The sequence below is a fragment of the Mycobacterium sp. 1465703.0 genome (assembly GCF_001672975.1).
GTDB lineage: Bacteria > Actinomycetota > Actinomycetes > Mycobacteriales > Mycobacteriaceae > Mycobacterium.
This window is the reverse complement of the sequence record NZ_LZKU01000294.1, coordinates 1-18,252: the sequence shown is the minus strand read 5'-3', so window position 1 is coordinate 18,252 and position 18,252 is coordinate 1. Positions and strand designations below refer to the sequence as shown.

The following is an 18,252-nucleotide window of genomic DNA, read 5'->3' as shown; positions in this document are numbered from 1 at the left end:
TCGATTATCGGAAATAGCGAATTCAGGTAACAACGAGATCAATCAAATCCTCGCATCAAAGAAGCCGCCCCCAGAGCCACCTCCACCACCCTTGCCGAGTACCGCATGCGCGGGAGCTGGCCCCCTGCCAGTCGCGCCACCCGACCCACCTTCACCGCCCTTGCCGACAGCACCGCCGACAGCAGAATGCAAGTCATGCTCACTGATGGGGTTTGGCGCTCGAGCATCGTCGCTGTTGAAACCGTTTGCACGCGCCCAGCTCCGCGCATCGCCGCCCACACCTTCAACATTGAGGATCTTCTGCGTCGCTGCCATCATCTTGTCGACAGCGTCCCGGCTCACGTTCGCGGCGTCGGCATTGCAGCGCGCCTGGACCGCCTGTATCTCCGCTAGTTGCTCTGGGGGCGGCTTCTTTGATGCGAGGATTTGATTGATCTCGTTGTTACCTGAATTCGCTATTTCCGATAATCGACTTCGTGCATAGTCCGTTGCGTCAGCAGCCGAATTGAAGGCCGACGCTTTTGCCCGGTACTTCTCAGCGAGATCCAGGTGGAACTTCTCGCCCTGCTGGAAACGGTCTATAAGGTCGTCCGCCGTATGACCCCGATTGTGCGCAGCAAATAAGGACCATTGAGTACGCAGAGTCTGCGAGTAAAGCTGCTGCTCGACACATGCCTTGTCCCAATGTTGGGCGCCGGCGCGGAGAGTCGTCGATGGTGCGGGCCACCAAGGTCCAATTAGCGCTGCCGTCCAAAGGCCGGGTGGAAGATCAACCGCCACCGCATACCTTTTTCATTGCGGCGTCTTTGGAGTTCACGTCGGCGACCGCGTCTTGAAATTCGGCCTCGGTGGCGGCTCCCTCACTACTCCTAGCCGTGTCGGTCAGGTATGCCGCCGCTAGTGCCTGGGCGGCGTTGCGGTGCTGCTCGTCCAGAGCCGGATCGTTTGATGCGTTGTACAGCAAGACGGCCGAATTGGTGAGCGCGATGCGCGCGAATGCTTTGTCGCTACCATTTGTATCAACTTGAACAGCCCGTGCGGCGAACTTGAACGTGTCGCAGAGACGCTGTTGCGCCGTTGCAATATCCCTAGCGGTATGTGTCGGCGTCGCAGTGTTCACCAACGTCTGAGGTCGAGTTAGTGCCGCAACCAGTGCAGCGACAGCCACCGCTGCCGTTACGGCTACCGCCACCGCCAGCCATGTGCGTGGGTGCGACGCTTGCTGCTCGACGTAGGGTGGTGGCCAATTCCCCGCGAACGGCTGTGCGGTCGGCTCGTCACCAACGCCGGAAGGCGGGTCACTCACCACGTGTCCTCCGTTTAGTCTGCGGCGGCGTGCTTATTAGTTGCCGAACGCTCTGTATCCCCAACGTCCAATACTGAGGCAGGCAATGGGGCGGCAGCAATTCAGTGCCCAGTGGCGTGTTCTCGTCTATCCCCAGTGCTTCACCTCATCTGTGATGTACGCACACCCAGCGCTGGCGCAGGCCACGCACCACGAGCACTCACAGGTGCCTGCCTTGCCGAGATTCGAGCCCCCATAGGCTAAAACCTCATTCGAATGTCTTGGACGGCTCCGTCGAGCCGCGGTCGAAGTGCTCGCAAACCGACGAGAGCTGCTGGCCGCCTATCGGTGTAAGTCAGCTGCCACTGCATGCCTTCTTCATCGTGGCGTCTTTGGCGACGATGTCATCGAGCGCCGCTTGGTACTCGGCGTCGGTGGCAACACTGCCGAGGGCATTCGACATGCGGTATGCCGCGGCTAGCGCACGCGCGGCGTCGCGGAGCTTTGCATCAACAGCCGGGGCCGCAGCTCCGGCATCGAGCATGCCCGCGGCATTGGAGAGCGCGATACGGGCGAGTGCTTTATCAGCGCCATTCGTATCGACCTCAACAGACTTCGCCGCCACTTTGTACGTGTCGCATAATTGCCGTTGAGCCAACGAGGTCTCGGCAGCGCTGTAGCTCGGCGCAGTGACCGGTATTGGCGATTTCGGAGCTGTGGGTCGTGTCAGGGCCACGACAAGTGCAGCGATCGCCACTGTCGTGGCCACAGCTGCTAAGACCACCGCTGGCCACGTTCGCGGATGTGGCTGTGGCTGTGTGGGAAACACGGGCGTCCACTGCGGCGAACCGTGTGGGCCTGCGGTTGGCCCATCGCCAGGAACTGGTGAAAAATCCGCCGCCATAAGCCCTCCTCATAGTCGGCAAGCGGCTCCGAGACAATTTCCCGGGTGTCGCTTACATCATCCGCCTCAATATTGGAACAGCCCATCGAGTATCGAGCAATCAACACGGCTTTACGCCCGGCGGGTCAACCGCCGCATACCTTTTTCATCACGGCGCCTTGGCATTGACATCGTCGACTTCAGACCGAAAAACGGGATCGTCACGCTGCAGCGCGCTTCCCATAGCCGTGGCTTTGGTATATGCCGAAGCCAGCACATGTGCGGCGGCTCGATCGTCGGAAGGCATCGTCGGGGCTGCACCTATTGTCTGTCCCAGGACTACTGCCGCATTCACACTGACGGCGCCGGCGAGCGCCCGATTGTCGGTGTTTGTATCGATGTCCACCGAGCGCGCAACCAGCTTGTAAACATCACACAACTTTTGGTGTGCCGCAGAGACTTCGGCAGCGCTGTAAGTGGGCGCGGTCGACACCGGCGCCAGACTCGATGACCGCGACGTAGCCACAATCAGTGCAACGACAGCCACGACCGTCGCGACCAGAGCCAGGACAATCGCACCTAAAGCAATCATGTGCCACATCCGTGACGGACCCATCGGTGCTGCGGGATACCCCGGTGCCCACTCCCCAGCCGGCGGCCCAATATGTTGCCCCGCAACAGGATTGGAGTGCTGGGTCCTGCGCCACGGCCTTCCTCAGGCGTTCCGGATCGAAGGACCGGAACTCGGTCGCAGCGCCCGCATTTCGGTGGCGTTGTGGTTATCCATGTCGGTGAAGCCGTTGGCCGCGTGGTGTGCCTTCGTGCCGACACTGGTGAGTGTCTCGCTGTGGCCTTGCAGCGTTTTGACGTGCTGACCGTGCGCGGCGGTCACCGCACCGTGAAAGGCGTTGGCCGCGTCGAAGTCTCCGAACATCCCCGATGCCACGGTTCCTTGCGCGAGATGATCGGCGCCCTCCTGGGCGTGCCCACCGGCACGGTGGGACTGGTTGCCTCCGGAGTGCAAAAGCTCCGTATCGACGAACATCGGTACCCTTCCGAGTCTGAATACGTGTTGACCAGGCTAAATGCAACTCCGCAAGTGGTCAATTCACGCGCACGTCTTCCTCGTGCCCACGGCAGCCGATCCCACCCTAGAACGCGTGACCATTGGTGACCGAGCGCGACGGCCTATCCCATTCCGGGTCGACGGGGACGGGCAGCCGGATCTCGACGCGCGGTAACGCCAGCACCCCTAAAGGGGTCTGAACATAGATAGGAACGGACATCCGTGCTTGATCTCGGTCGGGCGCCAGCATGCCTTCGCCCGCCAGACGATCGCCGTGTCCGGTGACGATCTCGGTGATGTTGTGCAGCGCTTCGCTACCCACGTCGTAATAGTGTGCGTGGTCGGTGAACCATGGCATGACGCTGTGTGAGCCGGCGACCTCGGCGCGAAACCGCACCGCGCCGAAACCGGCATGAGCCGGATCGCTGCCCAGCCCTACCAACGGGCCCAGCGGTCCGCCGAGCGTCTCGTTGAGCCCATTGGGAAGGCCGCTGCCCGACTCACCGATCCAGCTGATCGCATCGGTCGACGCCGCGCCCACGTACAGCCGGCCGCCGTCGAGATGAAAGTCCGCTGCCCGGAGCGCCAAATCCGTTCCCGGGCAGCCGGTTAGCACAGCATCATTCGCGTGCATGCCGCTGTTTGCGAATGCGTCGGCCACGGTCGTGGAACCGTAGGAATGCCCGACAACGGTGACGTGCGCTGACTTCGGGCCGCCGTGTGTCGCGGCGAGGCCGTTGACATCGGCGGCCAGCAGCGCCCCTGCTTGCCGCGCTCTCCATGGGGTGCCGACCTGTTCCAATTTGGCGGGGTCGGTGATGGCCTGCTCCCAATGCGGATGATCGAATTCCGGTGCGTCATAACCCATCCAGGCCAGCACCGCAGTGGAGTGGTTGGGGTCAGCTTTCAATGCCTGGTCGTAGAGGTTGATGGCGTCGTCCGGCCCGTCGGACATCCAGCCTCCCCTTACGCTGCTGTTGGTGCCCGGGACGATGACGGCCGTGTTGCGGGTCTTGTCCGGGTTGCCCACCGCGATGGCCGCCCTGCCTTTGCCGTTGAACGCCAGCGGGTCGTAGGCCCACAACATGATCGGGACCCCTCGATCCGGATCGGATTCCTTGTCCCGCTCGAGGAAGTCGTTGGTCTTCACGGCGTTTTGGTATCTGGTGATGTCGGTTTCGCACAGCCCGTACGCGACGGGGTTGGTGAACACGTCGGCATCCCGGTTGCTGAGCGCACTGTCCCGCACCGTCTCCGGAGCTAGCCCGTGCTGGCGGCCCACGTCTTCTACCTTGCGCAGATCGTCTTTCAAAGCCGCCTGATTGACAGAGTCACGCACTTCAGCCGGGATGCCGTTGAGGTTGCCCAACTCATTCGGGTGTTGATCTATCAACAGCTGCTTTTGATTGGCGCTCAACGAGTCCCACCACCGTATGACGTGCTCCGGGTTGCTGTCCGGTGCCGGGATCGACAATTCGTCGACACCCTGTATGTCCGCAGGATCGGCCCCGTCTGCTCGTAGCGCGCCTAGAGCGCCGTCGAGCGTCGCCGCATATCGATCCCGAGTCTTCCTGAGCACGAACGTAATTGCTCGCACTTCGGCGACGGCATCTCTGCGCAGATCTTCGGCCAAGCAGTGATCGTCCTCGGCGAGAACTTCACACATCTCGTCATCGATGGCTTCGAGGTCGTATTCGAGCGCATCGAGATACCACTCGGCGGTTTGTTGTGCTTCGGCCAATGCGACGGCGACGTTCTCCAAATCGACTGCAATCCTGGGTAATTGCTCGGCTTGCAGGCCGAGCCACCGGGTTACACGCTGCACCTCGGCGGTGTCATTGATCGGGTGCTCGTTGTTGTGGTGATTCCACGCTGCCTCGAACCGACGCCGCGCTGTCTCAAATACGATGCTGGCCTCGACGGTGTCCGCGCCGGCGTCCCGAAAGGCCTGCGCCAGCGCCGCGATCTGCGCCGGACGACCGGCTTGCAGACCGGCGTTGATCGACCACGGATCACCGCCTGCCTCAGCGACGAGGAACGGAATGGTGATGTGGCGCAGTAGCATCGCGGCAACTGTCCGCGGGCCGCCGCTACGTCAGTGACCCCTCACAGAGAGCTCGCGCCGTCGGCGAGGCCGTCGCCGTCGGTGTCGGTCAGCCGGACGTTCCATTTGCCGTCGCCGTCGGTGTCGACGTACCCGGTCACACCGTTTTCATCACTGCGCAGCACCCGGTCGGCCAGGCCGTTGCCGTCGGTGTCGACGAGTCGGGCGTCGGAGCGCCCGTGCCCGTCGAAATCGACCAGCGGGCCGCCGGTGTGCTCGACACCGTCAAGACCGAACCAGCGCAGTTGCCCGCCGCGATCCATGGCCACCGCCCACGTCCCGGATCCGTCGTCGGTGAAGTAGGCCTCGGGTGTGCCGTCGTTGTCGAGGTCCAGCACGGCGTGATCAACGAGGCCGTCGCCGTCGAGATCCGCCAGAGCGTCGTCACGCAGTCCGTCGTGGTCGAAATCCAGTCCGATCGATTCGAAGCGGCCGTCGCCGTCAAGGTCGAGGTCGGGTTGCCCGTGCCAAATGGCGGCCGCGCCGTTGTCACCTGCCATGCAGTAGTCCATGCGTACTCGGACGCGCGGTCACCGTTAGGCGTTCCCCCGAGACTGCCACCACGCCAACAGTTCTGCGGTCGCCTCCTCGGTATCCAACGGCCCGCGTTCGAGCCGCAGCTCTTTCAGAAACCGCCATGCCTCGCCGACTTGCGGGCCGGCCGGGATGTTGAGCAGCTCCATGATCTGGTTGCCGTCGAGGTCGGGGCGCACCCGCGCCAAGTCCTCTTGGGCGGCCAACTCGGCGATCCGCGCTTCGAGCCGGTCATAGCTGGCCTGCAGCCGCGCGGCCCGGCGCTTGTTGCGGGTCGTGCAGTCGGCTCGCACCAGCTTGTGCAGCCGCGGCAGCAACGGGCCCGCATCGGTGACGTAGCGGCGCACCGCGGAATCGGTCCACTTGCCATCACCGTAGCCGTGAAACCGCAGATGCAGATACACCAGTTGCGAGATGTCCTCGACCATCTGCTTGGAATACTTCAACGCCCGCAACCGCTTTCGGACCATCTTGGCGCCGACGACCTCGTGATGATGGAAACTCACGCCGCCGTTGGGCTCGTGGCGCCGGGTGGCGGGCTTGCCGATGTCGTGCAACAGCGCGGCCCAGCGCAGCACCAGATCCGGGCCGTCATCTTCCAGTGCGATCGCCTGGCGCAACACGGTCAAAGAGTGTTGGTAGACGTCCTTGTGTTGGTGGTGTTCGTCGATGGCCATCTGCATGCCGCCGATTTCCGGCAGCACAACCTCGCCCATGCCGGTTTGCACCAGCAGATCGATGCCGGCGGTCGGATCGTCGCCGAGCACCAGTTTGTCCAGCTCGGCGGCCACCCGTTCGGCGCTGATCCGGGACAGTTGCGGGGCCATCTCGACGATCGCCTCCCGTACCCGCGGCGCGACGGTAAAGCCGAGCTGCGAGACGAACCGCGCCGCGCGCAGCATCCGCAACGGGTCATCACCGAACGACACCTCAGGGGCGGCCGGGGTGTCAAGCACCCGCTCCCGCAGCGCGGCCAAACCGCCTAGCGGATCCAAGAATTCGCCGGGCCCTTCGGACGTGATCCGGACGGCCATCGCGTTGGCCGTGAAATCGCGTCGCACCAGATCGTCCTCGAGGCGGTCGCCGAAGCGCACATCGGGATTTCGGGACACCTGGTCGTAGGTGTCGGCACGGAACGTGGTGATCTCCAGGCGGTGTTCACCCTTGCCAACGCCGACCGTGCCGAACTCGATGCCGGTATCCCACAGGTTGTCGGCCCACCGACGCAGGAGCTGTTGCACCTGCTCGGGACGGGCGTCGGTGGTGAAGTCCAGGTCCGGACTCAACCTGCCCAGCAGGGCATCCCGGACCGAGCCGCCGACGAGGTAGAGCTCGTGGCCCGCGGCAGCGAACGCGGAGCCCAGCTCGGCCAACATAGGCGCATGCCTATTGAGCGCGACCGCGGCGGCGGTCAGCAGGTCGGCATCCTGGGCGGCGTCAGGCACGTTCGACCAGCCTAGTCGGCTCAAGACGAAACGCCCCCGTGAGGAGGCTCGCACGGGCCCGCAGCCGTACTCGCGCACGTCCAAGGTGAATTGACCCGGCGCTGGGCGTTAGTAGCGTTACGTGCGACAAGGAGGGTGAACGGCGGGATGATGCGGTGCATCTCCGATACATAAGCAAAGGCGCGTTGATTTTAATGGCGGGCGGGGACCCGTGGAAGATCAACGGCACCTTCCAGACCGGTCGGCCAGCGCAGATCTCGAATCTTGCAAAAGCGTTTCATGACGCGGGACGGTCTACGGGGGAAGCGGAAGCCGCTTTTACGCAGGCACGGAACCGCTTCGATAAGGCATGGACGCATGCGGGCTGCGGCAATCCGATCAATGATTCGGCCGAGGTGCAGCGGGCCATTAAGTCGCTCGGGGTGCAAGCGGCGCAGTTGCCCAAAATCGGAGCTGATCTAGAGAAAGTTGCGGCCTCACTGGCCGAGGCGCAGCGCTCCGGAAGGGGCGAGATCGCAACTCTGGAAGAACAGCTCCAAGGTCTTGACGACCAAATCGGTGAGGCCGTCGCGCTGGAGAACGACCTTCAGCTCACAGCGTGGGAACGGCAGTTGCTCGACCAATACATCGACGGGCTCGAGAAGCATGCGATCAACGACACCAAGGCGTCGGTTAACACATTGAACCGAGTTCGTGATCAGTACTCGCGACAGCTGCAGGCTTCGATGGCCAACCTGCGCAAGCAGGACGGGTATGCGCCCCCGATCCAGACCCTCGAGGGTGACATTCCGGAAGCACCCCCGCCGAGCGATGCGGAGCGGCGGCACAACCAGATCGAGGCATTCAAGCAGGCCTTCGGCCGCGAACCGACGTCTGCAGCCGACTGGGAGACAGCAGCGGCTCTGGACCCGCAGACCTACGACCCGAAATTCAACGGTGCCAAGTCCCAGGTCCGAGTGGTGAAAATTCGCCCCGCGCCCGGCCAGGGGGTGTTGCGTGTCTCGCAGTGGATCGAACAGCGGGATGTGACGAGTTCCCTCTCGGGAAACCGGGATCTTGGTAATAACCGTGGACCCGACCAGCATTTTGACCCAGAAGACACCAAAGTGTCGACCTACATCGATTACGAAAACGGAATCGTGGTTCTGCGCCAGAATCCCTCTGTCGAGGAGACTCCCGTCGGGGCACCAGGCACGGTTAAGGTCGGCACACCGAAAGGAAGCGTGACCCAGCTAGCCGACGGGTCGGTTCGGATCAAGTACGACGCGGGCAACCCCTTCGCGCCAAGCATCACCGCCGATCCGGATGGGCTATTGGCGGGACATACCATCACCGTCAACGGTGACCTCGTATTCACCCCTGGGCCGGAAGGTGTGCAGGTGAATGGCACACGCACTGACTATCCCTCTCTCGAGGCTTATCAAGACTTGCCCGATGGCGGCACCCACACATTACTGATCGACCCAGCGCAATCGGGTAGCTCAGCAGCGCCAATGTTTAACTTGCCCTTTCACCACGATGTCGGCCCACTTGGTGGCAGCGCATTTGCGCCGTTCGACGGTGGGGGCTGGAATCTTCAATATGACGTACCCGCGCCGCTGTCGCCGACGGAGTTCGGCCCAGTAACCCATCCCCCGTCGGTTCCTCCGCTGCCAAGCGGAGCCGCAGTCCCTGCCTGATCACCCATTGCCAAGAAAGCCGAACATGCCTTCGTTCACCCGAGTACGAGCACTCGATGCCCGCGTCTGGCGCACAGCGACATGGTCGGCGCCTTTTGTCGTCCAACTGATATTGGCAACCTTGCTGGTCGCCATGTGGCTGCTGGGCAAGTGGCCGTTCGACACCCACAGTGCATACGCCGGTGAGCGCGCGTGGATGCTGACCTCGACCGTCATTACGGCTCTAACGTCGTGGCTAGTCGGCGCCGCTTTCCTAAGGTCGCCATCACCGCGCAATCGTGGTCTTGGCATCAGCATTTCGAGCTGTTCGGTGGTCGTCCTGGCCGGCGGAACAATTTTCGCTTATCTATTCCTGCGCTGAAAGCCACTGATGACAGACAAACCTTTTGTGGCCACATCAAACGATCGATATGGGCTCCTAACTTTTGCAGTAGCCATAGTTCACATCTTTGTGGTCGATCTCGTTACCTGGCTCATCGTTGTGCCGATGTGGCCTTTCGTCATCTTCGTTCTTCCGATAACGCTGGCATACATCGCCATCAGCGCCCTGATCTCGAGGGCACCAGGCAGATTGGGTCAGGTTGGCCTGGGAATGGTGTTCGGCAGTCTTTCGGGACCGCTGTCGCTCCTGGTCTTTGTTCCCGCGTTCATCATCGCCCACGCGATAGGCCCGATCTGACGGGCCGCACCCGTCGTAGGCGTCGCGCCTTCCCGCGCTCACCCAGCGGCGAGTATCTCGGGGAGAATATGCCGTGCCAGCTACTATCGCTTGGGTGTCGGACGGCGAACAAGGCAAACCACGTCGGCGCCGGGGGCGCCGTCGCGGGCGTGGTGCTGCGACTTCGTCCGAGAACCCGCCCACCGGTCAAGTGAACGGCGACTCGACAGCCACCAAATCGCGCCGATCCCGCGCATCCCGCCGCGGCGCGGATCAGCTGCGCACCGTGCACGAAACTTCCGCCGGCGGGCTGGTCATCGACGGCCTGGACGGCCCGCGCGAGTCGCAGGTCGCCGCCCTGATCGGGCGCATCGACCGGCGTGGACGGATGTTGTGGTCGTTGCCCAAGGGACACATCGAACTGGGCGAGACCGCCGAGCAGACCGCTATCCGAGAAGTGGCCGAAGAGACCGGCATCCGGGGCAGTGTGCTGGCCGCGCTGGGTCGCATCGACTATTGGTTCGTCACCGACGGCCGCCGCGTGCACAAGACCGTGCACCACTATTTAATGCGGTTCTCCGGCGGAGAGCTGTCCGACGAGGATCTCGAAGTCGCCGAGGTCGCCTGGGTGCCGATGGGAGAACTACCGTCCCGGCTGGCCTACGCCGACGAACGCCGCCTCGCCCGCGTCGCCGACGAGCTCATCGACAAGTTGCAAAGCGATGGCCCGGCGTCGCTTCCGCCGCTGCCGCCCAGCTCGCCGCGGCGCCGCCCGCAGACGCATTCGCGGACTCGGCATTCTGACAAACCGGCTACGGGCCGGAAGAACGGCCACGGACCGGGGCCGTGACAGCGTCGCGTCTGCATTGTGCGGGCTTGCTGCGCATCGCCGCCGTGCTCGCCATCGTGGCCGGACTCGCGGTACTCACCGGGCCGGTGATTCCACCCGCGGCTGCGGGTGAGCCCGGGGTGACCCCGTTCGTCCGGGTCCGCATTGATCAAGTCACTCCGGATGTGGTCACCACGACCAGTCCACCCGTCGTGACGGTCAGCGGCATGGTGACCAACATCGGCGACCGTCCCGTCCGCGACGTCATGGTCCGCCTCGAGCACGCCGGCGCGGTCACCGCGTCGGCGGGGTTGCGCACCAGCCTGGACGGTGACACCGACGGGTACCAGGCCGCAGCGGATTTCCTCACGGTGGCCCCCGAACTACAGCGCGGGCAGGAAGTTGGCTTCACCCTGTCGGCGCCGCTGCGGGCGTTGACCAAGCAGTCGCTGGGAGTGGAAATGCCCGGCATCTACCCGCTGCTGGTCAACGTGAACGGCACGCCCGACTACGGCGCGCCCGCCCGGCTGGACAACGCGCGATTCCTACTGCCCGTGGTGGGAGTGCCGCCCGACCGCGCCGACGACATCAGCTCCACCGTCGCGCCCGATACGTCCAAACCGGTGTTGATCACCATGCTGTGGCCACTGGCCGACCGGCCCCGCCTGGCTCCGGGCGTGCCGGGCGGAACCATCCCGATCCGGCTGGTGGACGACGACCTGGCCACCTCGTTGGCCAGCGGCGGCCGGCTCGACATCCTGCTGTCCGCGGCCGAAGTCGCCACCAGTCACGACGTCGATCCCGACGGCGCCGTCGGCCGTGCGCTGTGCCTGGCGATCGACCCGGATCTGCTGGTCACGGTCAACGCGATGACCGCCGGCTACGTGGTGTCCGATTCGCCCGACGGCCCGGCACAATTGCCCGGCGCTCCCACCCACCCCGGCGGCGGGCAGGCCGCCGCCGCCGCGTGGCTGAACCGACTGCGCACCCTGGCGCACCGGACCTGCGTGGCGCCGCTCCCCTACGCGCAAGCCGACCTGGATGCCGTGCAGCGCGTCAACGACCCCGGTCTCAGCGCCATCGCCACCACCGGCGCGAACGGCATCATCGACAGGATCCTGGACGTCTCCTCCGCTCGCGGCGCCACCCTGGTGCCCAACGGCCCGCTGACCAGCCGTGCCGTCAAGCTGCTCAGCGCCAACGACAACACCGTCGCAATCGCCGCCGCCGACTTGTCGGCGGCCGAGGCGCAGGACTCCTCCGAGACCACCGTCGACACCACGCCCCGGCGATTCTCCCCGCAGGTCATGGTCGCCCCGTTCGACCCGGCCGTGGGGGCGGCGCTGGCCGGGGCAGGACTCACGCCCGAGGTGCCGACGTACCTGGACTCGTCGCTGACGGTTCGGTTGGGCCACGATTCGGTGACCGCCCGCCGCCAGGATGCCCTGGGCTCGATGTTCTGGCACGCACTGCGGCATGACGAGCCCCGCACCCAGATCCTGGTGCCGCCGACGACGTGGAACCTGCAGCCCGACGATGCGCAGGTCATTTTGACGGCGCTGACCACCACCATCCGCTCCGGTCTGGCGGTGCCACGCCCGTTGCCGGCGGTGATCGCCGAGGCTTCGGCCCGCAACGAACCACCGGAAGAGGCCGGCGCATACAAATCCGCACGCGGCCAGTTCAACGATGACGTCACCGCCGGCATCGCCAGTCAAGTCGGCCGGCTCTGGGGATTGACGTCATCGCTGATGACCGACGACCGCACGGGGCTGACCGGCGTCCAGTACACCGCGCCGCTGCGCGAGGACATGCTGCGCGCATTGAGTCAGTCCCAACCGCCGGATACCCGCAACGGGTTGGCTCAGCAGCGCCTGGCCGTGGTCGGTAAGACGATCAACGATCTATTCGCCGCCGTGACCATCGTCAACCCGGGCGGCTCGTACACCTTGGCCACCGAGCACAGCCCGCTGCCGCTGGCGCTGCACAACGGGCTGGCCGTTCCCATCCGGGTGCGGCTGCACGTCGATGCGCCGCCGGGAATGAACGTCACCGACGTCGGTCAGATCGAACTGCCGCCCGGTTACCTGCCGCTGCGCATTCCGGTCGAAGTGAACTTCACCCAACGCGTGGCCGTCGACGTGGCCCTTCGCACCCCGGACGGACTGCGACTGGGCGAGCCGGTGCGGTTGTCGGTGCATTCCAATGCCTACGGCAAGGTGCTGTTCGCGATCACGCTGTCCGCCGCGGCTGTACTGGTGTTGCTGGCCGGCCGGCGGCTTTGGCACCGATTCCGCGGCCAGCCGGACCGCGCCGACCTGGACCGTCCCGACCCACCCGATGCCCGGCACGCCCTGGGATCCGGCGCGGAGCGCGGCGACACCGACCCACGCGTCGAGCAAGAGCACCGAGTATGACCCCCACCTATCGGCAGGCCCAACCACACCACCGCCTGCCCGAGCCGCCGCCGCGTTCCCGGATGCCGCATTCACCACCCACCGGGCCGCTGCCGCCGGTCGCCGCCGAGATCGATCGCCGACGTCCAGAGCTGTCTGACTCCGCGCTGGTGTCGCGGTCCTGGGCGATGGCCTTCGCGACGTTGATCAGCCGGTTGACCGGTTTTGCCCGGGTGGTGCTGCTGGCCGCGATCCTGGGCGCCGCACTGTCCAGTGCGTTCTCGGTGGCCAATCAGCTGCCCAACTTGGTGGCCGCCCTGGTCCTGGAGGCGACGTTCACCGCGATCTTCGTGCCGGTGCTGGCCCGCGCCGAGCAGAGCGACCCCGACGGCGGCGCCGCGTTCGTGCGGCGCTTGGTCACCTTGACGACGGCGCTGCTGATCTTCGCCACCGCGCTGTCGGTGGCGGCCGCCCCGCTGCTGGTGCGGCTGATGCTGGGTCGCTCGCCGCAAGTCAACGAACCGCTGACCGTCGCGTTCGCCTACTTCCTTCTCCCCCAGGTCCTGGCCTACGGCCTGACTTCGGTGTTCATGGCGATCCTGAACACCCGCAACGTGTTCGGCCCGACGGCGTGGGCACCTGTCGTCAACAACGTCGTCGCGCTGGTCACGTTGGCGGTCTACGCACTGGTGCCCGGTGAGCTGTCAGTCGATCCCGTCCACATGGGCAATGCCAAGCTGCTGGTGCTCGCCATCGGCACCACGCTGGGGGTGTTCGCACAAACCGGACTGCTGCTGATAGCCCTGCGCCGCCAGCGCGTCGACCTGCGCCCGCTATGGGGCATCGACCAGCGCCTCAAGCGTTTCGGCACGATGGCCGCCGCCATGGTGCTCTACGTACTGGTCAGCCAGCTGGGCCTGGTGGTGGGCAACCAGATCGCCAGCACCGCCGCCGCATCCGGCCCGGCGATCTACAACTACACCTGGCTGGTCCTGATGCTGCCGTTCGGCATGATCGGCGTGACAGTACTGACCGTGGTGATGCCGCGGCTGAGCCGCAACGCTGCCGCCGATGACACCAAGGCCGTGCTTGGTGACCTGTCGCTGGCCACCCGGCTGACCTTGATCACGCTGATTCCGATCGTCGCGTTCATGACCGTCGGTGGCCCCGCGATGGGCAGCGCCCTGTTCGCGTATGGCCACTTCGGGAACGTCGACGCCGCCTACCTTGGCGCGGCGATCACCTTGTCGGCCTTCACGCTGATCCCCTACGGCCTGGTGCTCCTGCAGCTGCGGGTCTTTTACGCGCGCGAACAGCCATGGACGCCGATCGTCATCATCCTCGTCATCACGGCGGTCAAGATCCTCGGCTCGGTGCTGGCCCCGCACCTCACCGACGACCCCAAACTGGTGGCCGGTTTCCTGGGGCTGGCCAACGGCGTCGGATTCCTCGCCGGCGGGATCATCGGCTACATCCTGCTGCGGCGCACCCTGCTGCCCGCCGGCGGCCACCTGATCAGCGTCGGCGAAGTGCGGACCATCCTGGTGACGCTCACCGCATCCATGCTGGCCGGATTGATTGCCCACGTGATCGATCGACTGCTCGGGCTGGACCAGCTCACCAGCCATGGCGGTGCCGGCTCAATACTTCGCCTGGTCGTGCTGGCGCTCATCATGCTGCCGATCACGGCCGCGGTGATGCTGCGCGCAGAGGTACCCGAGGCCCGGGCGGCGTTGGATACTCTGCGCTACCGCATCACGGGCCGCGGACCGCGCCCCCGCAAACCGACTGCGAAGGATCGATCGTCTCACCGGCGCCCGGTCACGTACCCTGAGCAGAGGAATTCGTCCCCGCCTGGGGTAAATGCGGTCCAGGAGCCGATCCGGCGCCGGCCTCCGGAGCGGGCAAACCGAGCCGGGCTAGCGAAAGGACCGGAGGTGACCGACCGCCCTATGGAGAGCGCAACACCCAGCGCTAAGCCTGGCGCGGGTTCCGGTACTCCGGCGCCGCGGCCAGTCGCCGATGACTTCCAGCCCGACATCCCCGCCGACCAGCCGCAGCGATCCGCCCCACTCCCCCCTGGCCAGGCCAACGGCGACCTGCCCAGTGCACCCCGGCGCGCACCTGCCCCACTCGATGCGCCGCGTGAGCGTTCAGCGGACTCCTCCAGAGATGACGTGCACTTGGTCCCCGGCGCCAGGATCGCCGGCGGCCGGTATCGACTGCTGGTGTTCCACGGCGGCGCCCCGCCGCTGCAGTTCTGGCAGGCGCTGGACACCGCCCTGGACCGGCAGGTGGCGCTGACCTTCGTCGACCCGGACGGTGCCCTGCCCGACGAGGTCTTGCAGGAGATTTTGTCGCGCACCCTGCGGCTCAGCCGCATCGACAAACCCGGTATCGCCCGGGTGCTCGACGTCGTACACACCGGCTCCGGCGGCCTGGTGGTCTCCGAGTGGATTCGGGGCGGTTCCCTGCAGGAGGTGGCCGACACCGCACCCTCACCGGTGGGCGCCGTGCGGGCGATGCAGTCGCTGGCCGCCGCCGCCGACGCGGCCCACCGCGCCGGCGTCGCCTTGTCGATCGACCACCCCAGCCGGGTGCGGGTCAGCATCGAGGGCGACGTTGTGCTGGCCTACCCGGCGACCATGCCCGACGCCAACCCACAGGACGACATCCGCGGCATCGGCGCCGCGCTCTATGCCTTACTGGTCAACCGGTGGCCGCTGATGGAGAGCGGGGTCCGCAGCGGGCTCGCTGCGGCCGAACGAGACTCCTCGGGCAACCCCGTCGAGCCGATGTCCGTCGACCGTGACATCCCCTTCCAGATTTCCGCGGTCGCCGTCCGAGCGGTTCAAGAGGACGCCGGAATCCGCAGCGCCTCAACACTTTTGAATCTGCTCCAGCAGGCCACCGCGGTCGCCGACCGCACCGAGGTGCTCGGCCCGATCGATGATTCGCCCTCGCCGTCGACGGCTCTGATCTCACCCGCTCAGGAGCAGGAGACGTTTGCGCGCCGGCGGCGCAATCTGATCATCGGCGTCGGGGCCGGCCTTGCCGTCATCGTGGTCGCCCTGCTGGTGCTGGCGTCGATCGTGAGCAAGATCTTCGGCAATGTCGGTGGCGGCCTCAACAAGGATGAGCTGGGGCTGAACGCCCCCTCGTCGTCGTCCTCGGCGGCGGCACCGGCGGCGCCCACTCCGCCAGCGGCGGCGGGCAGCATCGTCAAACCGACCAAGGCGACGGTCTTCTCTCCCGACGGCGACCCCGACAACGCCGGCACGGCCGGACAGGCCATCGACGGCGACCCGTCAACCGCCTGGGCGACCGAGGTCTACACCGATGCCGTCCCCTTCCCCAGCTTCAAGCAGGGCGAAGGGCTGATCCTGCAGCTGCCCAGCCCCACCGTGGTGGGACAAGTCACCATCGACACGCCCAGCAACGGGACCAAGGTGGAGATCCGCGCCGCATCCTCACCGTCGCCGTCCAGTCTCAACGACACCACCGTGCTGGCGCCGGCCTTCACGCTCAAACCCGGTCATAACGTGATCCCGGTCAGGGCCGGTTCGCCGACGTCGAATCTGCTGGTGTGGATCTCCACGCTCGGATCCACCAGCGGCAAGAACCAAGCCGGCCTTTCGGAGATCACGGTTCAGGCCGCGTCCTGATCCCGCGTGCATCCCCCACTCACATAAGCGCTTCCGAGTGAAGTGCCGCGTCATACGCGATTGGTTAATGTCCGGCCGTGGGCTTCGGGAGAAACACCAAGCACGAGCGCAGTGACGCCGAATTGCTGGCAGCCCATGTGGCCGGTGATCGTTACGCCTTCGGCGAGCTCTTCCGCCGCCATCAACGGCACCTGCACCGGCTGGCCCGGCTCACCACTCGCACCCCGGAAGACGCCGAAGACGCGCTGCAAGACGCCATGCTCTCCGCCCACCGCGGTGCCGGCGCGTTCCGGCACGACGCCGCCGTCGGCAGTTGGCTGCATCGCATCGTCGTCAACGCCTGTCTGGACCGGCTGCGCCGTACCAAAGCTCACCCGACCGTTCCGCTGGAAGACATCTATCCGGTCGCCGATCGCACCACCCAGGTCGAGACCACGATGGCGGTGCAGCGCGCCTTGATGCGGCTTCCCCTCGAACAACGTGCCGCGGTGGTGGCCGTCGACATGCAGGGTTACTCAGTGGCCGATACCGCCCGGTTGCTCGGCGTCGCCGAAGGCACGATAAAGAGCCGCTGTGCACGCGGCCGGGTTCGGCTCGCCGAGCTGCTGGGTTACCTCAACGCCGGCGCGCACGCCTTGCCCGACCCTGCCGCCGGACAGACCTGACCACGCGATAGGCCACGTCCAGCGGGCCGTGCGTGGCCTTCGGTGCACGCATGACGGACACTGGGTCCGATGGATGCGGCGGATGACGAAGCGGCGGATGACCGCAACCGGGGATCAGGGCCCCCGCTGACCGTCGAACTCCTCGCGGACCTGCAGGCCGGCATTCTCGATGACGAGACCGCCGCCCGCGTCCGCCGGCGAGTCCGCGCCGATCCACACGCCGCCGGTGTGCTGCGTGCGTTGAACCAGGTCCGCTGCGATGTCGCCGCCGTCGGCGCCGCCCCAGGCGCACCGCCTGACGCTCCCCCACAGGTCGCTGGCCGGATATCCGCGGCGTTGCGCGCGGCCGAGCCTCTTACCGGTGATTCGTCCCGACCGCCCGCTCACTCTTCCCGCCCGCGCCTTCGTCCGGCCCGCATCATCGCCGCGGCCACCGGCCTGTGCGCGGTGCTCGCCGCGATCGGCGTCGGGACGGTCGCGCTCATGCACGCCCCGGAACCCGAACCGGACACCCCGGGCGACATAGCGCACATCACGGTGTCGACGCCGCCGATGGAGATTCCGCTTTCGCCCAACGAAATCCTCGGACTGCTCGATCACAGCCCCGACTACGGCGCGCTCAGCGACCCGGCGCGGCGCGCCTCCTGCCTCACCGGCCTGGGCTATCCGGCATCCACGCAGGTCCTGGGTGCGCGGCAGGTCGAGATCAACGCCCGCCCCGGCGTCGTTCTGGTGATACCGGCCGACAGCCCCCACATCCTGGCCGTCTACGCGGTCTCCCCGAACTGCAGCGCCGCCGATACCGGACTCTTGGCCAACACCCAGGTCTCCCGGCCCTAATGTGGTGCCATGCGTGGTGCGACACGCCCGGGAACAGCGGTGCCTACGCTGGCGTTGACACAAATCCAGAGACGATCGCTTTGAAAGGTTTCCATGACCGCCGACACTGTGCATGACGTGATCATTATTGGTTCGGGTCCTGCTGGGTATACCGCGGCGTTGTATGCGGCGCGGGCGCAGTTGGCGCCGGTGGTGTTTGAGGG

General features: G+C 65.8%; 17 protein-coding genes. 9 read left to right on the top strand and 8 right to left on the bottom strand.

Annotation, left to right across the window (positions count from 1 at the left end; genetic code table 11):
* Positions 1-42: 42 nt before the first annotated feature.
* The 8 genes from A5625_RS28790 to A5625_RS27570 all read right to left on the bottom strand — a co-directional run bounded on the left by A5625_RS28790 (position 43) and on the right by A5625_RS27570 (position 7,317).
* The gene (locus A5625_RS28790) at positions 43-780 is read right to left on the bottom strand and encodes a hypothetical protein (RefSeq protein WP_232003852.1); all 738 of its coding nucleotides are present in this window, start codon (positions 778-780) and stop codon (positions 43-45) included.
* Positions 770-1,309: a hypothetical protein gene (locus A5625_RS27600; RefSeq protein ID WP_067002028.1), complete on the bottom strand. Its 540-nt coding sequence runs from the start codon at positions 1,307-1,309 to the stop codon at positions 770-772. Before A5625_RS27600 ends, A5625_RS28790 begins: the two co-directional genes overlap by 11 nt.
* A gap of 331 nt (positions 1,310-1,640) precedes the next feature.
* A complete protein-coding gene (locus tag A5625_RS27595; RefSeq protein WP_232003851.1) occupies positions 1,641-2,054 on the bottom strand; it encodes a hypothetical protein in 414 nt (137 codons plus the stop codon).
* 283 nt (positions 2,055-2,337) lie between these two features.
* Positions 2,338-2,769, bottom strand: coding sequence for a hypothetical protein (locus A5625_RS27590; protein WP_232003850.1), 432 nt, complete (start codon positions 2,767-2,769; stop codon positions 2,338-2,340).
* A gap of 114 nt (positions 2,770-2,883) precedes the next feature.
* Complete coding sequence (locus A5625_RS27585; RefSeq protein WP_067002022.1) at positions 2,884-3,213, bottom strand: DUF2563 family protein; 330 nt, start codon at positions 3,211-3,213, stop codon at positions 2,884-2,886.
* A gap of 106 nt (positions 3,214-3,319) precedes the next feature.
* Positions 3,320-5,299: an alpha/beta hydrolase gene (locus A5625_RS27580; protein ID WP_067002019.1), complete on the bottom strand. Its 1,980-nt coding sequence runs from the start codon at positions 5,297-5,299 to the stop codon at positions 3,320-3,322.
* 41 nt (positions 5,300-5,340) lie between these two features.
* The gene (locus A5625_RS27575; protein WP_067002015.1) at positions 5,341-5,850 is read right to left on the bottom strand and encodes a pullulanase; all 510 of its coding nucleotides are present in this window, start codon (positions 5,848-5,850) and stop codon (positions 5,341-5,343) included.
* 24 nt (positions 5,851-5,874) lie between these two features.
* Complete coding sequence (locus tag A5625_RS27570; RefSeq protein WP_067002012.1) at positions 5,875-7,317, bottom strand: CCA tRNA nucleotidyltransferase; 1,443 nt, start codon at positions 7,315-7,317, stop codon at positions 5,875-5,877.
* Positions 7,318-7,511: 194 nt separating this feature from the next.
* Between A5625_RS27570 and A5625_RS27565 the strand changes: the two genes are divergently transcribed.
* The 9 genes from A5625_RS27565 to A5625_RS29400 all read left to right on the top strand — a co-directional run.
* A complete protein-coding gene (locus tag A5625_RS27565; RefSeq protein WP_232003849.1) occupies positions 7,512-8,996 on the top strand; it encodes a hypothetical protein in 1,485 nt (494 codons plus the stop codon).
* Positions 8,997-9,129: 133 nt separating this feature from the next.
* The gene (locus tag A5625_RS28785) at positions 9,130-9,357 is read left to right on the top strand and encodes a hypothetical protein (RefSeq protein WP_082984585.1); all 228 of its coding nucleotides are present in this window, start codon (positions 9,130-9,132) and stop codon (positions 9,355-9,357) included.
* A 90-nt stretch (positions 9,358-9,447) separates the two neighbouring features.
* Complete coding sequence (locus A5625_RS27555; protein ID WP_067002046.1) at positions 9,448-9,675, top strand: hypothetical protein; 228 nt, start codon at positions 9,448-9,450, stop codon at positions 9,673-9,675.
* A gap of 94 nt (positions 9,676-9,769) precedes the next feature.
* On the top strand, positions 9,770-10,504 hold the full coding sequence (locus tag A5625_RS27550; protein WP_067002003.1) for an NUDIX hydrolase: 735 nt from the start codon (positions 9,770-9,772) through the stop codon (positions 10,502-10,504).
* Complete coding sequence (locus tag A5625_RS27545; RefSeq protein ID WP_067002001.1) at positions 10,501-12,900, top strand: hypothetical protein; 2,400 nt, start codon at positions 10,501-10,503, stop codon at positions 12,898-12,900. Before A5625_RS27550 ends, A5625_RS27545 begins: the two co-directional genes overlap by 4 nt.
* A 62-nt stretch (positions 12,901-12,962) precedes the next feature.
* Entirely contained in the window at positions 12,963-16,544 is a 3,582-nt protein-coding gene (locus tag A5625_RS27540; protein WP_067002043.1) for a murein biosynthesis integral membrane protein MurJ, read from the top strand.
* A gap of 77 nt (positions 16,545-16,621) precedes the next feature.
* Positions 16,622-17,209 carry an RNA polymerase sigma factor SigM gene (sigM, locus tag A5625_RS27535; protein WP_067001998.1) on the top strand — a complete coding sequence of 196 codons (588 nt, stop codon included), beginning with the start codon at positions 16,622-16,624 and terminating at the stop codon, positions 17,207-17,209.
* Positions 17,210-17,278: 69 nt separating this feature from the next.
* Positions 17,279-18,049: a hypothetical protein gene (locus tag A5625_RS27530; RefSeq protein ID WP_067001995.1), complete on the top strand. Its 771-nt coding sequence runs from the start codon at positions 17,279-17,281 to the stop codon at positions 18,047-18,049.
* A 93-nt stretch (positions 18,050-18,142) separates the two neighbouring features.
* Positions 18,143-18,252, top strand: a 110-nt coding sequence (locus A5625_RS29400; RefSeq protein WP_120312528.1) for an FAD-dependent oxidoreductase, incomplete at its 3' end; no start/stop codon positions are given.